Raw genomic sequence first — 15766 nt, 5'->3', positions numbered from 1 at the left:
CCATTTTTTTGGACCTGAAACGCTGTATTACTTGCGTTTCATCGACAGGAAGAACTCGTCGTTGGTCTTGGTGGTTTTCAGCTTGTCGATCAGAAACTCGATGGCCGCAACTTCGTCCATCGGGTGCAGCAGCTTGCGCAGGATCCACATACGCTGCAGTTCGTCGTCTGCGGTCAGCAACTCTTCGCGGCGAGTGCCGGAGCGGTTGATGTTGATCGCAGGGAACACACGCTTTTCAGCGATGCGACGGTCCAAAGGCAGTTCCATGTTGCCGGTACCCTTGAACTCTTCGTAGATCACTTCGTCCATCTTCGAGCCGGTTTCAACCAGCGCGGTGGCGATAATGGTCAGCGAGCCGCCTTCTTCGATGTTGCGCGCAGCGCCGAAGAAACGCTTCGGTTTCTCCAGGGCGTGGGCATCGACACCACCGGTCAGCACCTTGCCGGAGCTCGGGATCACGGTGTTGTAGGCACGGGCCAGACGGGTGATGGAGTCGAGCAGGATCACCACGTCTTTCTTGTGCTCGACCAGGCGCTTGGCCTTTTCGATCACCATTTCGGCAACCTGCACGTGGCGGGTTGGCGGCTCATCGAACGTCGAGGCAACCACTTCGCCGCGCACGGTGCGCTGCATTTCGGTCACTTCTTCCGGACGCTCATCGATCAACAGCACGATCAGATGAACTTCAGGGTTGTTACGTGCAATGTTCGCGGCGATGTTCTGCAGCATGATGGTCTTACCGGCTTTCGGCGGTGCGACGATCAGGCCACGCTGGCCTTTGCCGATTGGAGCGCAGAGGTCGATCACACGGCCGGTCAAGTCTTCGGTGGAGCCGTTACCGGCTTCCATCTTCATGCGCACAGTCGGGAACAGCGGAGTCAGGTTCTCGAAGAGAATCTTGTTTTTCGCGTTCTCGGGGCGATCGAAGTTGATCGTGTCGACCTTGAGCAGGGCGAAGTAACGCTCGCCTTCCTTCGGGGGACGGATCTTGCCAACGATGGTGTCACCGGTGCGCAAGTTGAAGCGACGGATCTGGCTCGGCGAGACGTAGATATCGTCTGGGCCGGCGAGATAGGACGCGTCTGCAGAGCGGAGGAAGCCGAAGCCGTCCTGGAGAATCTCCAGCACGCCATCACCGGAGATTTCCTCGCCGCTTTTCGCGTGCTTCTTGAGCAGGGAGAAAATCACGTCCTGCTTGCGCGAACGGGCCATATTTTCTATGCCCATTTCTTCGGCCAGTTGGAGCAGGTCGGTAATCGGCTTTTGCTTGAGTTCAGTCAGATTCATATAGGAATGACGTAATCATTTATGGAGGGGGGAAATTAAGCTTTTGGCTTAATGAGGCCGCGCCGCAGAGAAGGCGACAGGATCGCGTACTAATCGAAAAGGAATGCGTCGGCGACGGCTTGCAGGGGGCAGTGGAGAAACCACTGCGGGGCCGAATGTACCACCTGGATTTCGGAGCGTCTAGCCCTGTTTCACGAAAAAGCCCCGCAATTTGCGGGGCTTTTTTGACGACGCTTAGATGCTCGCGTCGAGGAAAGCTTGCAGCTGGGACTTCGACAGCGCGCCCACTTTAGTCGCTTCGACGTTGCCGTTCTTGAACAGCATCAGGGTCGGGATACCACGCACACCATGCTTGGCCGGGGTCTCCTGGTTCTCGTCGATGTTCAGCTTGGCAATGGTCAGCTTGCCTGCATAGGTGGTTGCAATGTCGTCCAGGACCGGAGCGATCATTTTGCAAGGGCCGCACCATTCAGCCCAGTAGTCAACCAGCACCGGGCCGTCAGCCTTGAGGACTTCGGCTTCAAAGGTCGCGTCGGTGACGTGCTTGATAAGATCGCTGCTCATGGATGTCTCCGGATTGTAAGCAAAAAAAACGTTGCCCATCATAGCCGCCCTTCCCCTGTTCAGGAAGCCGCGTCTGATTGAGTCTTGCTATGAACTTGAATGAGTGTGGGTATGACCCCGTCACGGCGTAGCGGGCGTCACGAACGCAATGCCCGTGCGCAACGCTGCATTACGTATATGTTCCTGCATGGTTTTCTGCGCCGCCGTACTGCTGCGGCGGGCCAGGGCGCGCAGGATTCTGCGATGTTCCTGCCAGGTTTCCATGGCCCGTTCCGGCCGGATGAACGGTAGCTTCTGACTTTCCAGAAACACCTCGGCACTGGCGCTGAGGATGCTCACCATGGCCTGGTTACCGCTGGCCAGCAGAATGCGCTGGTGAAACTCGAAGTCCAGGCGGGCAGCCGCTTCGAAATCGCCCGCCTTGAGCACTTTGCGCATGGCTTGAACATTGTCTTGCAGGCTGTCCAATGCATCGAGGGTTAGTGTCACCGCTGCCAAGCCCGCCGCAAACCCCTCCAAGGCGTAGCGCAACTGGAAGATATCCGGCGGCGTGGCCTGCGCCGCAAAGGGCCAGGCGAACCCCGGCGCCTCTTGCACGTCCTGCACAAACACGCCCTTGCCCGGCTGCACGCTGACCACGCCCAAAGCGCTGAGGGACGACAGCGCCTCACGCAACGACGCCCGGCTCACCCCCAATTGCAGGGCCAGGTCGCGCTGGGACGGCAACGCGTCGCCCGGCCCGAAGCCCTGCTCCTTGATCAGTTTGCGGATGGCCTGCAAGGCCGCTTCCGGTACGGCTTGGGCAATGGAATTCATAAAAAGCTCAGGGTTCCCGATAGCGTGTGTGACCGTTGTAAAACTATTCAGGGCCGGCTGCAAGCCACGCCCCAAAGGGGCTCGCCGCTTTTTGCCGACGCTCGAAAAGGGTGCGAAATCCCTGGCCACTGTTCAGACCAGTAAGACCTGTACACCTCAACAACCATCAGCCTTGCAGACGATCCGAGCAGTGCTGGCATGGGCTGTGCACTGGGCAAACTCAGAAAATTCCTTCGCCATTTTCGGAGAGTTGCCATGACCAAGCGCTACAGCGCCCTGCTCACTGCCCTGTTTGCCAGCCTGATGCTGAGCCAGGCACCCGCCCAGGCGAATGGTCTGGATGACATCGTCGCCCGGGGCACCCTGAAGGTTGCCGTGCCCCAGGACTTCCCACCGTTTGGTTCGGTGGGTCCGGACATGCAACCCCGGGGCCTGGACATCGACACCGCCAAGCTGCTGGCCGACCAACTCAAGGTCAAGCTGGAACTGACCCCGGTGAACAGCACCAACCGCATCCCGTTCCTCACCACTGGCAAAGTCGACCTGGTGATTTCCAGCCTGGGCAAGAACCCCGAGCGCGCAAAGGTCATCGACTTCTCCAACGCCTACGCGCCGTTCTACCTTGCCGTGTTTGGGCCGCCTGACGCCGCCATCGTCAGCCTCGACGACCTCAAGGGCAAGACCATCAGCGTAACCCGTGGCGCCATCGAGGACATCGAGCTGACCGCGGTAGCGCCCAAGGAAGCCACGATCAAGCGCTTTGAAGACAACAATTCCACCATCGCCGCCTACCTGGCCGGCCAAGTGGACCTGATCGCCAGCGGCAACGTGGTCATGGTGGCCATCAGCGAACGCAACCCCAAACGCGTACCGGCACTGAAGGTGAAACTCAAGGACTCGCCGGTGTACGTGGGCGTGAACAAGAACGAGCCGGCGCTGTTGGAAAAGGTCAACCAGATCCTGGTGGCAGCCAAGGCTGACGGCAGCCTTGGGAAAAACGCGATGCAGTGGCTCAAAGAACCGCTGCCTGCCGATCTCTGACGCGGAGCTCAAAGATGGCCTATCAATTCGACTTTGTGCCGGTGCTGGCCAATACCGACCTGCTGCTGCGCGGAGCGCTGTTCACCCTTGAGCTGACGGCTATTGGCGCCGTCCTCGGAGTGGCCCTGGGCACCGTCGGTGCCGTGGTACGGGCGTGGAAGATCCAGCCGTTTGCGTGGATTTTTGGGGTGTATGTCGAGTTGATCCGCAACACGCCGTTCCTCGTGCAACTGTTCTTTATTTTCTTCGGCCTGCCGTCCCTGGGGTTGAAAATCACCGAGTGGCAAGCCGCCGTGCTGGCGATGGTGATCAACCTGGGGGCGTACTCCACCGAGATCATCCGTGCGGGCATCCAGGCCATCCCACGCGGGCAACTGGAGGCGGCCGCGGCGCTGGCAATGACGCGCTTCGAGGCGTTCCGCCATGTGGTGCTGCTGCCGGCCCTGGGCAAGGTGTGGCCGGCCCTGAGCAGCCAGATCATCATCGTGATGCTCGGTTCGGCGGTGTGTTCGCAGATCGCGACTGAAGAGTTGAGCTTTGCCGCCAACTTTATCCAGTCGCGTAATTTCCGCGCCTTTGAAACCTATGCCCTGACCACCCTGGTGTACCTGTGCATGGCGCTGATGATTCGCCAATTGCTCAACTGGATCGGCCGACGGTTTGTCATGAGGAACAGCCGATGAGTGATTTTTCGTTCTGGGACATCGTGCGCAACCTGCTGACCGGCCTGCAATGGACGCTGCTGCTGTCATTGGTGGCGTTTGTGGGCGGCGGCCTGATCGGCTTACTGGTGATGACCCTGCGTATCAGCCGCAAAGCGTTCCCACGCAATATGGCCCGCACCTATATCGAACTGTTCCAGGGCACGCCGTTGCTGATGCAGCTGTTCCTGGTATTTTTCGGCGTTGCCCTGCTTGGCGTGGACATATCGCCCTGGCTGGCAGCGGCGATTGCCTTGACCCTGTTTACCAGCGCCTACCTGGCAGAAATATGGCGCGGCTGCGTCGACTCCATTGCCCACGGCCAATGGGAAGCCTCGGCCAGCCTGGCCCTCAACCCGTTTGAACAACTGCGCTATGTGATCTTGCCTCAGGCGTTGCGTATTGCTGTCGCGCCGACGGTGGGCTTCTCGGTGCAGGTGGTCAAAGGCACCGCCGTAACCTCGATCATCGGCTTCACCGAACTGACCAAGACAGGCGGCATGCTCGCCAACGCCACCTTTGAGCCCTTCATGGTCTACGGCCTGGTGGCCCTCGGTTACTTTTTGCTCTGTTACCCCTTGTCCCTCAGTGCGCGCTACCTGGAAAGGAGACTGCATGCCTCTGCTTAGAATTTCTGCCCTGCATAAGTATTACGGCGATCACCACGTACTCAAGGGCATCGACCTGACGGTGGACGAAGGCCAGGTGGTGGCGATCATCGGCCGCAGCGGCTCGGGCAAGTCCACCTTGCTGCGCACCCTCAATGGCCTGGAGTCGATCAACGACGGCGTCATCGAAGTCGATGGCGAATACCTCGACGCCGCCCGCGCCGACCTGCGCAGCCTGCGGCAGAAGGTCGGCATGGTGTTCCAGCAATTCAACCTGTTCCCGCACCTGACCGTGGGCGAGAACGTGATGCTGGCGCCGCAAGTGGTGCAGAAAGTGCCCAAGGCCAAGGCCGCTGAATTGGCCAGGCAGATGCTGGACCGGGTCGGGCTGGGCGAAAAATTCGACGCCTTTCCCGATCGTTTGTCCGGCGGCCAGCAACAGCGCGTCGCCATTGCCCGCGCCCTGGCCATGTCGCCCAAGGTGTTGCTGTGCGATGAGATCACCTCGGCCCTGGACCCCGAACTGGTCAATGAAGTGCTGAGCGTGGTGCGCCAACTGGCCCAGGACGGCATGACCCTGATCATGGTGACTCACGAAATGCGTTTTGCCCGTGAGGTCGGCGACAAGCTGGTGTTCATGCACCAGGGCAAGGTGCATGAAACCGGTGACCCGAAGGTGTTGTTCGCCAACCCGCAAACAGTTGAGCTCGCCAACTTCATTGGCTCGGTGGAACAGCCTGGCTGATCAGTTCGAAACTGCCCAGCCCTTCAAGGTTGGCCTCCCCACGTACCATCAACGCCTCGAAGGGCAGTTCGGTGTCGAGATCGACCTGGGCGGTGAGTCGCCGCCCTGCCACCGGCAAACCTGCGGCGCGCGCGACCAAGGCCTGGCCGGGTAATAACTGGCCTCTGGCCGACTCGTCAGGCGCTTGAGCAGACACCCAGCCGACAGCTCGCCCGTCGACCTGGGCATGCTTGAGACGCAAGCGAAAACGCCCCTCACGACCAAACCGAAACCCTTGCCCATCGGCAGGCGCTGCGACAAAACGCAGGGCCATTACCGCCGGTTCAACACAGAGCACAGACAGGTTGAACGTGCGAGTGGCCAGCACCACAGCGGCGTTTTCGACCACTGCATCCCGGCGTATTGCGCCATAGTCGATGCGCGGCGGGCTCAGCGAAAGCCGACAATTTTCAGCTTGCGCATCGAGCGTTGCCAGCAGCACGCATGAGAGCGCCAAGGGCAGGCTGGTACGCTTAACCACCCTGGCATACCGCCGATGCAGCTTCATAGAATTTGTCATTGTCAGGCTTGGCCTCTGGGTCAATGTGCAACAGGCAAGTGGAAGAGTCCGGCAATGAAACCCTCAGGTTTTGCAGCTCGGAAACGTCGTTGAGAAAAATCATGCCCTCGCCCACCACGCTGGTGAGGAAGCGGTTGCCCTTGCCGAACACCGAGGCGCCCTGAGGCAATGGCCGGCCGTGCTGATCGTTGGCGGTCACCAGCATCCGGCGCACTTTCACCACGTCAAAATCCACGTGATTGAATGAGCCTCGGCCCGCCGCAATGACCTGGGTGCCGTTTTTCAGGTCTACCTGCTTGGGCAACGAAGGGGTCTGTACCTGGACGCGGCTGTTGGTGTAGGCCGGCAAGCCGGCGATCACCGCCTGGCCGCTGAAGTCGGTCCATACCGGGCCTTGTGGCGTCTCGACTTTCGCCGAGCCGATATCGCCGACCGAGACGATGCCGAACGTGTCCTGCACGCTGTACGGCGAAAAGGTCAGCCCGCCTTCGTGAGCCACCACGCCCCCCTGCAACTGGCCTGTGTAGCTGCTACCCAACGGGTCGTGGCTGACGCCCAGGCCCACTCGTGCATAGCGTGGCAACACGTCCACTTGCCCACGCAACGATTGCTCCCGGGCCCGCATGTCACGCTCCACCGCTACTTCGTAGTTCACATACTCGTTGACCCGTTCGCTCAGTGCAGTACCGGCAGTAAATTGCTCCCCACGGCGGCTGGTGTAGCTGCTCACACGGCGATCGCCGCCTAGCGGCACACTGACCTGCAACCGCAGGGACACGTCGTTATCTACCGCACGATCACGCCGGCTACCGGCATAGTTGGCGTCTTGGCGAGCCCGCGAGCCGCCCACTTGAGAGTCAGCGATCAGCGCCACATCGGCCCGGCCAAACGACTTGTTCCATGAGGCAAACACATGCTCGCTGGTTTGCCCGCCAAATTGCGCGCTGTGGGTGTAATTCAAAGAAAATACGCCCAGCGTGGGTTCGGCCCAGCTCACGCCTGCGGTGTACTGGTTTTTGAAGTACGAATTGAGATCATCGGCTCTGAGCGGCTGGCCCACCTGCGTGACTTCGCGATAACCACGCGTCTGGGTGGTGGCGCTGAGGTTGACGTCGATATTGGCCCCGACGGGGCTGCTCAGCGACAGGCTGCTGCGTGAGCCGGACACGGCCTTGTGGCTGTCCCGGGACAGGTTGTGGCGTGCGTTGACAGAAACCCGTTGGAAAAACACGCTACTCAGGGTCCCTCCTGCCGCCCAATAGTCATCGGTGCTCAACAAGCCAAAACCCGCAGACGAATGACTCCCCAGCCCCCAGGTGCCACTGCCCATGGCGATCACCGGGGATGGCCCTTCCTCACCCGCCGTTCTGCGCAGTTCGCCCACCGATAAATAGTAACCAGGCGCCGCCGGGGCAGCCCCCGCGAATGATGCCGCCGGTACCACGAAACTGCGCTTGGCGCCCCGCACATCAATCACGCTGACCTCAAGGTCGCTGGTGGCGTTGAGCAGGGGCAAGCCCGTCAGCCGGAACGGTCCTTCAGGCACCAAAGTACTGTGGACCAACACACCGGACTGGCGTATCTCGACCCGCGATTGGCTTTGGGCCAACCCCTCGACCACTGCGATATTGCCGCCTGCGGGTGTCCTGAACTGCCCATCGGGGGAAAACTGCACGCCAGACAGTTGGATCCCGCCAAACAGCGGGTTATTACTGGAGAGCTGGCCTGCCTGGAACGTCGAACGCAACCCGGCGATATCCCGCTGGGCATAAGCGTGCAAGTGTTCGGTACGGGTCTGGCCGTTGTCCGACACATAGAACTGGCGGCTGCGGACAATCCAATCGTCGAGGTTGAAACCCGCTTCGGTATAAGCCGACACGAACCGGCTGGGCCCGCTGCGCGAATGGCTGTCGTAACCCAGCACGTCATAGTTGAACAACGCTGCCGCGCCGCCCTGGGAAAAATCCCCGCTTTGCCACTCGGGTTCGCGCAAAGCCTGGGTCGGCACCACCAGCACCACTTCGTCGGTACCGGGACGCAGGCGCACCATCGTGGCGGGAAATGCGCCGAGAAAATCATGACAGGCCTGGCCTGGCCGGGCACCTGGCTGCAGGATTGCGCCAGGTTTAACCAGCCCGGCTTTCTCCAGTAAACCAGGGGTGAAACATAATTCCCCCTGTGGACCAAACTGAGCATCCACCAGCCCAAGCGGGTTGCCATTGACCCGTAACCCCACCACCTGGACACCTTCGCGAAAGCGCGCCGCACTGCGAAAGTAATCGGCAACCTTGGGGTCTATGCCGTGGGTTGTCAGGGCCGCCAGGTCAAACCCTTCCCCGAGTTCCAGCGCGGTCGCGATACCAGGTAAACTCCAGAGCGCCGCAAAACTGATGAACAACGTGGATCGACCGGGCCAGGAATTACCCGGAATGCCACGCCTGGAGCGAATCATCATGAACCGATCAACCCTCATCGGTGATGACCGGCGCTCGGTAGTTGTCTACCGAAAACCCGTAGACCGTGGCGGGCTGGATCTCTACTTGAGCCACATTGCCCAACGGACCTTCGCCCTTCGCCACCAATGCCTCACCTGGCAAAATGTAAGTGCGCGGCAATGTCGCCAGCGTGCCTTGTGGCAGCAGTTGCACATCTGGCGCCAGGCGCACTACATAGGCGCTGTCGTTGTGGACGCTGAGCCGGTCCCCGACGCGCTTCCACGTCAACAACTCCCAGGGCGTGTGGTGCCGTGGCAGGCCTTGGGGGTGCAGGATCAGCGGCAAATTCTGCCGCAGGGTGATGCCGATGGTCGCACCACCGGCAGCACGCGCTTGGGGGATGCCCTCGAACGACACGCGCTTGAGCCGCTGGGTCTTGAGCGGCTGTTTCAAGGTGCTGATAAAGCGCACAAGCTGCGTATCCCCCGCCTCCACACGGGTGACAGGCGGTGTGACAATCAGTAGCGGCTCCAGGTCTTCAGGCACATTCTCAACAACGGAATGCAACAGTGCCGGCCCCGCATCGGTGTTCTTGATACTCAAGGTGGCTTCGCCGTCTTCCTCATAAAGCACCACCACTGTTGTTTCCGGCAACATACCGTCGGCGGTGGCAACAGCACTAAAAAAAAGATGCCACAGCCATACACAACTTATTAAAAAACCACGCACTCAGTATTCCCCTCAACTCATGCCATTGACGATTGGCAATCGCGCAGCCATAGAAAAACAGCCAATAAGAAAGGGTTAGTTTCTTGATCGGCTGCTTTCAGTTATTTAGATGTAACTCAATACAAGCGTGGCGCGCCCATCAATGGAAATGTCGCGGCTTAAATCCAGATCCCGAGCCTTGTTGATTACCGCTTTCACCGCGAGCGTACCGGTCAATTGGCTGATAGCGGCAGGGGTAATCGTCGTGCCATTACGCCAAGAGTACTGGCTCGGCGACTGGGCCACTTTGCCATCGCTGTTGTACCAGGCCCCCAGGCCGCTGCGCATGATCGGAAACAGCGTTGTGCCGGAGGACCTTAGGTCCTTGAGAGTCACCGAATAGCCACCGGTACGCCGGGCGCCTACCATACCCAAACCATAGTTCTGTGCTTCGGTGAAGCCCGCGCCGAGGATGCCCGTCACCTTGCTGCCCGCTTGCAGGTCGGTAAACGTGAGCCCGAACCTGGCAGGCGTGGTGCCGCAATTGATCACCAGCGAAGTGGTCCTCTCTTCGCGCGGGTTAAACGCTGTTTGGGACAATTCGCCCGAGCGAATCGTGCCGTAGTCGATGATGCCACTGCCCGCCAGGCTGAGGTTGCAGGCAGCAGGTGTAATGGTGCCCCTGACGACCAACTGCGCACTGGTGGTTGCCTGGGCATTGAGGGTTGCAGCCAGGCACACCATACCGACGGTTAATCCAATAATTTTTTTCATGCTCGTCCTGTCATTAGGAATTAACAGGCGTTCTTTATTTTGGTTTTAGCGACTCCGTCGCTCAACGCTTTATCTTCCGTAACACAAAACTATAAATAAATAACACCCAGGCAGAATTGCCGAATGACAGTCTGGCGCCTTGGTGCTTGGCAAAAAAATCAGACATCGCGGTATTTACTGTGGGCTCTATTAAATTAGGCAACGGCTTTAATCTATCAGCAAAGTAGTCCTGTCGCTGAAATGGCATGATCTATGATCCTGATCACTGTAAGCAATGTCATACGCCACTTACGACGATATACAGTTAAAACGTCTTACAGTATCGGAGCACCTATTCGCTTAAAGCTTGCGAAGCTGCCCTACACTTCCCAGAGATTTACCTACAGACAGCATTGGCCCAATTACCGAAGCACAACGCGTTGGCGTCAGCGGTCGATCGTGGCACGATGGCAAGGTTATCGACCGAGATCCCCAAACCATGCCGCAATCCCAAGCCAAGAATCTGTCCTTGATCGCCGCCATCGACCTGGGCTCCAACAGCTTTCATATGGTCGTGGCCAAGGCCCAGAACGGCGAGATCCGCATCCTTGAGCGGCTCGGCGAGAAAGTGCAACTGGCCGCCGGGATCGACGACGAGCGCAAGCTCAATGAAGAATCCATGCAGCGCGGCCTCGATTGCCTCAAGCGTTTTGCGCAACTGATCAACGGCATGCCCCCTGGCGCGGTGCGTATCGTTGGCACCAACGCCTTGCGCGAGGCCCGCAACCGCAACGAATTCATCCATCGCGCCGAGGAAATCCTCGGGCATCCGGTGGAGGTCATCTCGGGCCGTGAAGAGGCGCGCCTGATCTACCTCGGCGTGTCCCATACCCTGGCCGATACGCCCGGCAAACGCCTGGTGGCCGACATCGGCGGCGGTAGTACCGAGTTCATCATCGGCCAGCGTTTCGAACCACTGCTGCGTGAAAGCCTGCAGATGGGGTGCGTGAGTTTCACCCAGCGTTATTTCAAGGATGGCAAGATCACCCCGGCGCGTTATGCCCAGGCCTACACCGCAGCGCGCCTGGAAATCATGAGCATCGAACATGCCCTGCACCGCCTGACCTGGGATGAAGCCATCGGCTCGTCCGGCACCATCCGCGCCATTGGCCTGGCCTTGAAAGCCGGCGGCCATGGCACCGGCGAGGTGAACGCCGAAGGCCTGGCGTGGCTCAAGCGCAAGCTGTTCAAGCTGGGGGATGCAGAGAAAATCGACTTCGACGGCATCAAGCCCGACCGCCGCGCCATTTTCCCTGCGGGCCTGGCGATTCTCGAAGCCATCTTCGACGCCCTCGAACTGCAACGCATGGACCACTGTGACGGCGCCCTGCGCGAAGGTGTGCTCTACGACCTGCTGGGCCGTCATCACCATGAAGACGTGCGCGAGCGCACCCTCAGCTCGCTGATGGAGCGTTACCACGTCGACCTGGAGCAAGCCGCCCGTGTGGAGCGCAAAGCCTTGCACGCCTTTGACCAGGTGGCCGAGGACTGGGACCTGGAAGACGGCGTCTGGCGCGAGCTATTGGGCTGGGCAGCCAAGGTGCACGAAGTGGGCCTGGACATCGCCCACTACCATTACCACAAGCACGGCGCCTACCTGATCGAACACTCGGACCTGGCCGGTTTCTCACGGGAAGACCAGCAAATGCTCGCGCTGTTGGTGCGCGGTCATCGTCGCAATATTCCCAAGGACAAGTTTGCCGAGTTCGGTAAAGACGGCATCAAGCTGATCCGCCTGTGTGCGCTGCTGCGCTTTGCAATCCTGTTCCACCACATCCGTGGCACCCAGGAAATGCCCCAGGTCAAACTGCACGCCGATGGCGACAGCCTGGAAGTGATGTTCCCCAAAGGCTGGCTGGATGAAAACCAGCTGACCCAGGCCGACTTCGCCCAGGAAGCCGAATGGCTGACGCGGGTGGGGTTCAGCCTGAACCTGCGCTAAGCAACTCTAAAAGCATTCTGCAAAACAAATGTGGGAGCGGGCTTGCCCGCGATGACGGAGTGTCAGCCAATGCATCTTTGGCTGACCTACCGCTATCGCGGGCAAGCCCGCTCCCACTTTTTGAACTGCGTTGGGTTTTAGTTCACCGTCAGAATCGGGCTACCCAACTTCTCCAACAACGTCGCCTGCGCGCTGCGCGGGTTCTGGTTGCCGGTCGGAGTGTTACGCACGTAGCGCCCATCCGACTGCAGGCTCCAGCTATGGGTGTTGTCGGTCAGGTAGCTTTCCAGCTCCTTCTTGACCCGCATGATCAACTTCTTGCCTTCCACCGGGAAGCAGGTCTCCACACGCTTGTCGAGGTTGCGCTCCATCCAGTCGGCACTGGAGAGGAACATCTGCTCTTCGCCACCGTTAAGGAAGTAGAACACGCGGGTGTGCTCCAGGAAGCGGCCAATGATCGAGCGCACGTGGATGTTATGCGACACGCCCACAATGCCGGGGCGCAGGCAGCACATGCCACGCACCACCAGGTCGATACGCACACCGGACTGGCTGGCCTTGTACAACGCGCGGATGATCTTCGGGTCGGTCAGCGAGTTGAACTTGGCGATGATGTGCGCCGGTTTGCCGTCGAGGGCAAACTGGGTCTCGCGGGCAATCATGTCGAGCATGCCCTTCTTGAGCGTGAATGGCGCGTGCAGCAGTTTCTTCATGCGCAGGGTCTTGCCCATGCCGATCAACTGGCTGAACAACTTGCCGACGTCTTCGCACAGCGCATCGTCGGACGTCAGCAAGCTGTAGTCGGTGTAGAGCTTGGCGTTGCCGGCGTGATAGTTACCGGTACCCAAGTGGGCGTAGCGCACGATCTCACCGGCTTCACGGCGCAGGATCAGCATCATCTTGGCGTGGGTCTTGAAGCCGACCACGCCGTAGATCACCACCGCACCGGCCGCTTGCAGACGGCTGGCCAGTTGCAGGTTGGACTCTTCGTCAAAACGCGCACGCAGCTCGATCACCGCAGTGACTTCCTTGCCGTTACGCGCCGCATCCACCAGCGCATCGACGATTTCCGAGTTGGCGCCGCTGCGGTACAGGGTCTGGCGCACGGCCAGCACATGCGGGTCTTTGGCGGCCTGGCGCAACAGGTCGACCACCGGGGTGAACGACTCGAAGGGGTGCAGCAGCAGGATGTCCTGCTTGCTCACCACGCTGAAAATGTTCTCGCTGTTTTGCAAAAGTTTCGGGATCTGCGGGGTGAACGGCTTGTATTGCAGCTCCGGGTGGCTGTCCAAGCCGGTGATGCTGAACAGGCGCGTCAGGTTCACGGGGCCGTTGACCTGGTACAGCTCGGATTCGGCCAGGTTGAACTGCTTGAGCAGGTAGTCCGACAGATGTTTGGGGCAAGTGTCCGCCACTTCCAGGCGCACCGCGTCGCCGTAGCGCCGCGAGAACAGCTCGCCGCGCAGGGCACGGGCCAAGTCTTCGACGTCTTCGGAGTCCAGCGCCAGGTCGGCGTTACGGGTCAGGCGGAACTGGTAGCAGCCCTTGACCTTCATGCCCTGGAACAGGTCATCAGCGTGCGCGTGGATCATCGACGACAGGAATACATAGTTGTCGCCCGCGCCACCCACCTCCTCCGGTACCTTGATGATCCGAGGCAACAAGCGTGGCGCCGGGATGATCGCCAGGCCCGAATCGCGGCCGAAGGCGTCGATACCTTCAAGCTCGACGATAAAGTTGAGGCTCTTGTTCACCAGCAAGGGGAACGGGTGCGTCGGATCGAGGCCGATAGGCGTGATGATCGGCGAAATTTCGTCCCGGAAGTAACGGCGCACCCAGGTCTTGATCTTGGCGGTCCAGTGACGACGACGAATGAAGCGGACCTGATGCTTTTCCAGTTCAGGCAGCAGGATGTCGTTGAGGATCGCGTACTGGCGGTCCACATGGCCATGCACCAGCTCACTGATGCGCGCCAGGGCCTGATGCGGTTGCAGGCCGTCGGCACCGGCTTGTTCACGGGCGAAGGTGATCTGCTTCTTGAGGCCGGCAACACGGATCTCGAAGAACTCATCCAGGTTGCTGGAGAAGATCAGCAGGAATTTCAGCCGCTCCAGCAAGGGGTAGGACTCATCCAGCGCCTGCTCGAGCACGCGGATGTTGAATTGCAGTTGTGACAGCTCGCGGTGGATGTACAGGCTGCTGTCATCCAGGTTGGTGACCACGGGCGCTGGCGCCGGCGCAGGTGCTTCGGCTACCACCGCAGGCGGTGCAGGCTCCAGCTCCGGCGGGGTCTCGGCGACTTGTTCAACCACCGGGTGAGCGTCTTTTACGGCAACTTCTGAGAGTCCTTCGGTATTCATCGAGTGTTCCTGTGAGGGCTATTGTTGCTCTCTAAGCAATTGGGCGGCGCGGGCGGCGAAGTAGGTCAGAATGCCATCAGCGCCGGCACGTTTAAAGGCAGTCAGGGATTCGAGGATCACCCCTTCACTCAACCAACCATTCTGGATTGCCGCCATGTGCATGGCGTATTCACCGCTGACCTGATAGACAAAGGTCGGCACTTTGAATTCCTCTTTGACCCGGTAAAGAATGTCCAGGTAGGGCATCCCCGGCTTGACCATCACCATATCGGCGCCTTCGGCCAAGTCGGCAGCCACTTCGTGCAGGGCCTCTAGGCTGTTGGCCGGGTCCATCTGGTACGAGGCCTTGTTGGCCTTGCCCAGGTTCAGCGCCGAGCCTACCGCATCGCGGAATGGGCCGTAGTAGGCGCTGGCGTATTTGGCCGAGTAGGCCATGATTCGTACATTGACGTGGCCAGCCAGCTCAAGGGCTTCGCGGATCGCCTGGATGCGTCCGTCCATCATGTCCGACGGCGCAACCACCTGGGCGCCTGCCGCAGCGTGGGACAACGCCTGCTTGACCAGTGCATCGACGGTGATGTCGTTCTGAACATAACCGTCTTCGTCAAGAATGCCATCCTGGCCGTGGGTGGTGAATGGGTCCAGGGCCACGTCGGTGATCACCCCCAGTTCCGGGAAGCGCTCGCGCAGGGCACGGGTGGCACGCTGGGCGATCCCATCGGGGTTCCAGGCTTCGGCGGCGTCCAGAGACTTGAGTTCGGCCGGGGTCACTGGAAACAGCGCCAACGCCGGAATGCCCAACTCGACCCAATTCGCCGCTTCTTCAAGCAACAAATCAATGGTCAGACGCTCCACACCCGGCATCGACGCCACCGCTTCCCGACGATTTTCACCGTCAAGCACGAAAACCGGCAGGATCAGATCATTCGTGGTCAGTACATTTTCACGTACCAGGCGACGAGAAAAATCATCACGACGATTGCGACGCAGACGGGTGGCGGGGAACAGGCGATTGGCAGGGGTAAAGCTCACGACAGACTCCTGAGCCCGTGTTTACGGGCGAGCGTTGCAGTTATAAGCGGCCATTATGACGAATGAATGACAGTTGTGCTTATCGACGCGACCTGTAGTCCCATTCGTCATTTGCGTAGGAATTGTTCACTTCGTGACACATCTCGATACTTTCA

At 59.8% G+C, this 15766-nt stretch carries 14 protein-coding genes; 5 read left to right on the top strand and 9 right to left on the bottom strand.

From position 1 onward, the window contains the following. Window positions 1-27: 27 nt before the first annotated feature. The 3 genes from rho to TX24_RS09155 all read right to left on the bottom strand — a co-directional run bounded on the left by rho (window position 28) and on the right by TX24_RS09155 (window position 2667). Window positions 28-1287: a transcription termination factor Rho gene (gene rho, locus TX24_RS09165; RefSeq protein WP_003176825.1), complete on the bottom strand. Its 1260-nt coding sequence runs from the start codon at window positions 1285-1287 to the stop codon at window positions 28-30. 234 nt (window positions 1288-1521) lie between these two features. After that, window positions 1522-1851 carry a thioredoxin TrxA gene (gene trxA / locus TX24_RS09160; RefSeq protein WP_003195333.1) on the bottom strand — a complete coding sequence of 110 codons (330 nt, stop codon included), beginning with the start codon at window positions 1849-1851 and terminating at the stop codon, window positions 1522-1524. 120 nt (window positions 1852-1971) lie between these two features. Then, entirely contained in the window at window positions 1972-2667 is a 696-nt protein-coding gene (locus tag TX24_RS09155; protein ID WP_034134033.1) for a FadR/GntR family transcriptional regulator, read from the bottom strand. A gap of 255 nt (window positions 2668-2922) precedes the next feature. On the opposite strand from TX24_RS09155, the gene TX24_RS09150 reads away from it, so the two are divergent. The 4 genes from TX24_RS09150 to TX24_RS09135 are packed head-to-tail and all read left to right on the top strand — an operon-like array spanning window position 2923 to window position 5762. After that, the gene (locus tag TX24_RS09150; protein WP_003195337.1) at window positions 2923-3708 is read left to right on the top strand and encodes a transporter substrate-binding domain-containing protein; all 786 of its coding nucleotides are present in this window, start codon (window positions 2923-2925) and stop codon (window positions 3706-3708) included. Window positions 3709-3722: 14 nt separating this feature from the next. After that, window positions 3723-4391, top strand: a complete 669-nt coding sequence (locus TX24_RS09145) for an amino acid ABC transporter permease (protein ID WP_003195339.1) — start codon at window positions 3723-3725, stop codon at window positions 4389-4391. Then, window positions 4388-5038 (top strand): amino acid ABC transporter permease, encoded by a 651-nt coding sequence (locus tag TX24_RS09140; RefSeq protein ID WP_003195341.1) that lies wholly within the window; start codon window positions 4388-4390, stop codon window positions 5036-5038. Before TX24_RS09145 ends, TX24_RS09140 begins: the two co-directional genes overlap by 4 nt. Then, window positions 5025-5762 carry an amino acid ABC transporter ATP-binding protein gene (locus TX24_RS09135; RefSeq protein ID WP_034134034.1) on the top strand — a complete coding sequence of 246 codons (738 nt, stop codon included), beginning with the start codon at window positions 5025-5027 and terminating at the stop codon, window positions 5760-5762. The genes TX24_RS09140 and TX24_RS09135 overlap by 14 nt, the downstream gene beginning before the upstream one ends. Here the strand turns inward: TX24_RS09135 and TX24_RS09130 are convergent. The 4 genes from TX24_RS09130 to TX24_RS09115 form a co-directional block, all read right to left on the bottom strand. Further along, complete coding sequence (locus TX24_RS09130) at window positions 5734-6309, bottom strand: DUF1120 domain-containing protein (RefSeq protein WP_232964698.1); 576 nt, start codon at window positions 6307-6309, stop codon at window positions 5734-5736. The genes TX24_RS09135 and TX24_RS09130 overlap by 29 nt on opposite strands. Next, window positions 6275-8776 carry a fimbria/pilus outer membrane usher protein gene (locus tag TX24_RS09125; RefSeq protein ID WP_169878745.1) on the bottom strand — a complete coding sequence of 834 codons (2502 nt, stop codon included), beginning with the start codon at window positions 8774-8776 and terminating at the stop codon, window positions 6275-6277. The genes TX24_RS09130 and TX24_RS09125 overlap by 35 nt, the downstream gene beginning before the upstream one ends. A 7-nt stretch (window positions 8777-8783) precedes the next feature. After that, window positions 8784-9470: a fimbria/pilus chaperone family protein gene (locus TX24_RS09120; protein ID WP_087149718.1), complete on the bottom strand. Its 687-nt coding sequence runs from the start codon at window positions 9468-9470 to the stop codon at window positions 8784-8786. 120 nt (window positions 9471-9590) lie between these two features. Next, on the bottom strand, window positions 9591-10238 hold the full coding sequence (locus tag TX24_RS09115; protein WP_014720430.1) for a DUF1120 domain-containing protein: 648 nt from the start codon (window positions 10236-10238) through the stop codon (window positions 9591-9593). Window positions 10239-10716: 478 nt separating this feature from the next. Between TX24_RS09115 and ppx the strand changes: the two genes are divergently transcribed. Beyond that, a complete protein-coding gene (gene ppx, locus TX24_RS09110) occupies window positions 10717-12219 on the top strand; it encodes an exopolyphosphatase (RefSeq protein ID WP_003195352.1) in 1503 nt (500 codons plus the stop codon). A 137-nt stretch (window positions 12220-12356) separates the two neighbouring features. Here the strand turns inward: ppx and ppk1 are convergent, their stop codons facing one another. Both ppk1 and hemB read right to left on the bottom strand, forming a co-directional pair. Then, entirely contained in the window at window positions 12357-14579 is a 2223-nt protein-coding gene (gene ppk1, locus TX24_RS09105) for a polyphosphate kinase 1 (RefSeq protein WP_003195353.1), read from the bottom strand. Between the two features lie 18 nt (window positions 14580-14597). Further along, complete coding sequence (hemB, locus tag TX24_RS09100; protein WP_003195355.1) at window positions 14598-15611, bottom strand: porphobilinogen synthase; 1014 nt, start codon at window positions 15609-15611, stop codon at window positions 14598-14600. Window positions 15612-15766 lie beyond the last annotated feature (155 nt).

Source organism: Pseudomonas lactis (genome assembly GCF_001439845.1).
Taxonomy (GTDB): Bacteria; Pseudomonadota; Gammaproteobacteria; order Pseudomonadales; family Pseudomonadaceae; genus Aquipseudomonas; species Aquipseudomonas lactis.
Note: the sequence above shows the minus strand (reverse complement) of the source record. Positions and strands in the feature narration are given on the sequence as shown.

Coding starts and splice junctions, on each gene's coding strand:
- rho (WP_003176825.1), bottom strand. CDS start 1,287: ATGAATCTGACTGAACTCAAGCAAAAGCCGATTACCGACCTGCTCCAA.
- trxA (WP_003195333.1), bottom strand. CDS start 1,851: ATGAGCAGCGATCTTATCAAGCACGTCACCGACGCGACCTTTGAAGCC.
- TX24_RS09155 (WP_034134033.1), bottom strand. CDS start 2,667: ATGAATTCCATTGCCCAAGCCGTACCGGAAGCGGCCTTGCAGGCCATC.
- TX24_RS09150 (WP_003195337.1), top strand. CDS start 2,923: ATGACCAAGCGCTACAGCGCCCTGCTCACTGCCCTGTTTGCCAGCCTG.
- TX24_RS09145 (WP_003195339.1), top strand. CDS start 3,723: ATGGCCTATCAATTCGACTTTGTGCCGGTGCTGGCCAATACCGACCTG.
- TX24_RS09140 (WP_003195341.1), top strand. CDS start 4,388: ATGAGTGATTTTTCGTTCTGGGACATCGTGCGCAACCTGCTGACCGGC.
- TX24_RS09135 (WP_034134034.1), top strand. CDS start 5,025: ATGCCTCTGCTTAGAATTTCTGCCCTGCATAAGTATTACGGCGATCAC.
- TX24_RS09130 (WP_232964698.1), bottom strand. CDS start 6,309: ATGAAGCTGCATCGGCGGTATGCCAGGGTGGTTAAGCGTACCAGCCTG.
- TX24_RS09125 (WP_169878745.1), bottom strand. CDS start 8,776: ATGATGATTCGCTCCAGGCGTGGCATTCCGGGTAATTCCTGGCCCGGT.
- TX24_RS09115 (WP_014720430.1), bottom strand. CDS start 10,238: ATGAAAAAAATTATTGGATTAACCGTCGGTATGGTGTGCCTGGCTGCA.
- ppx (WP_003195352.1), top strand. CDS start 10,717: ATGCCGCAATCCCAAGCCAAGAATCTGTCCTTGATCGCCGCCATCGAC.
- ppk1 (WP_003195353.1), bottom strand. CDS start 14,579: ATGAATACCGAAGGACTCTCAGAAGTTGCCGTAAAAGACGCTCACCCG.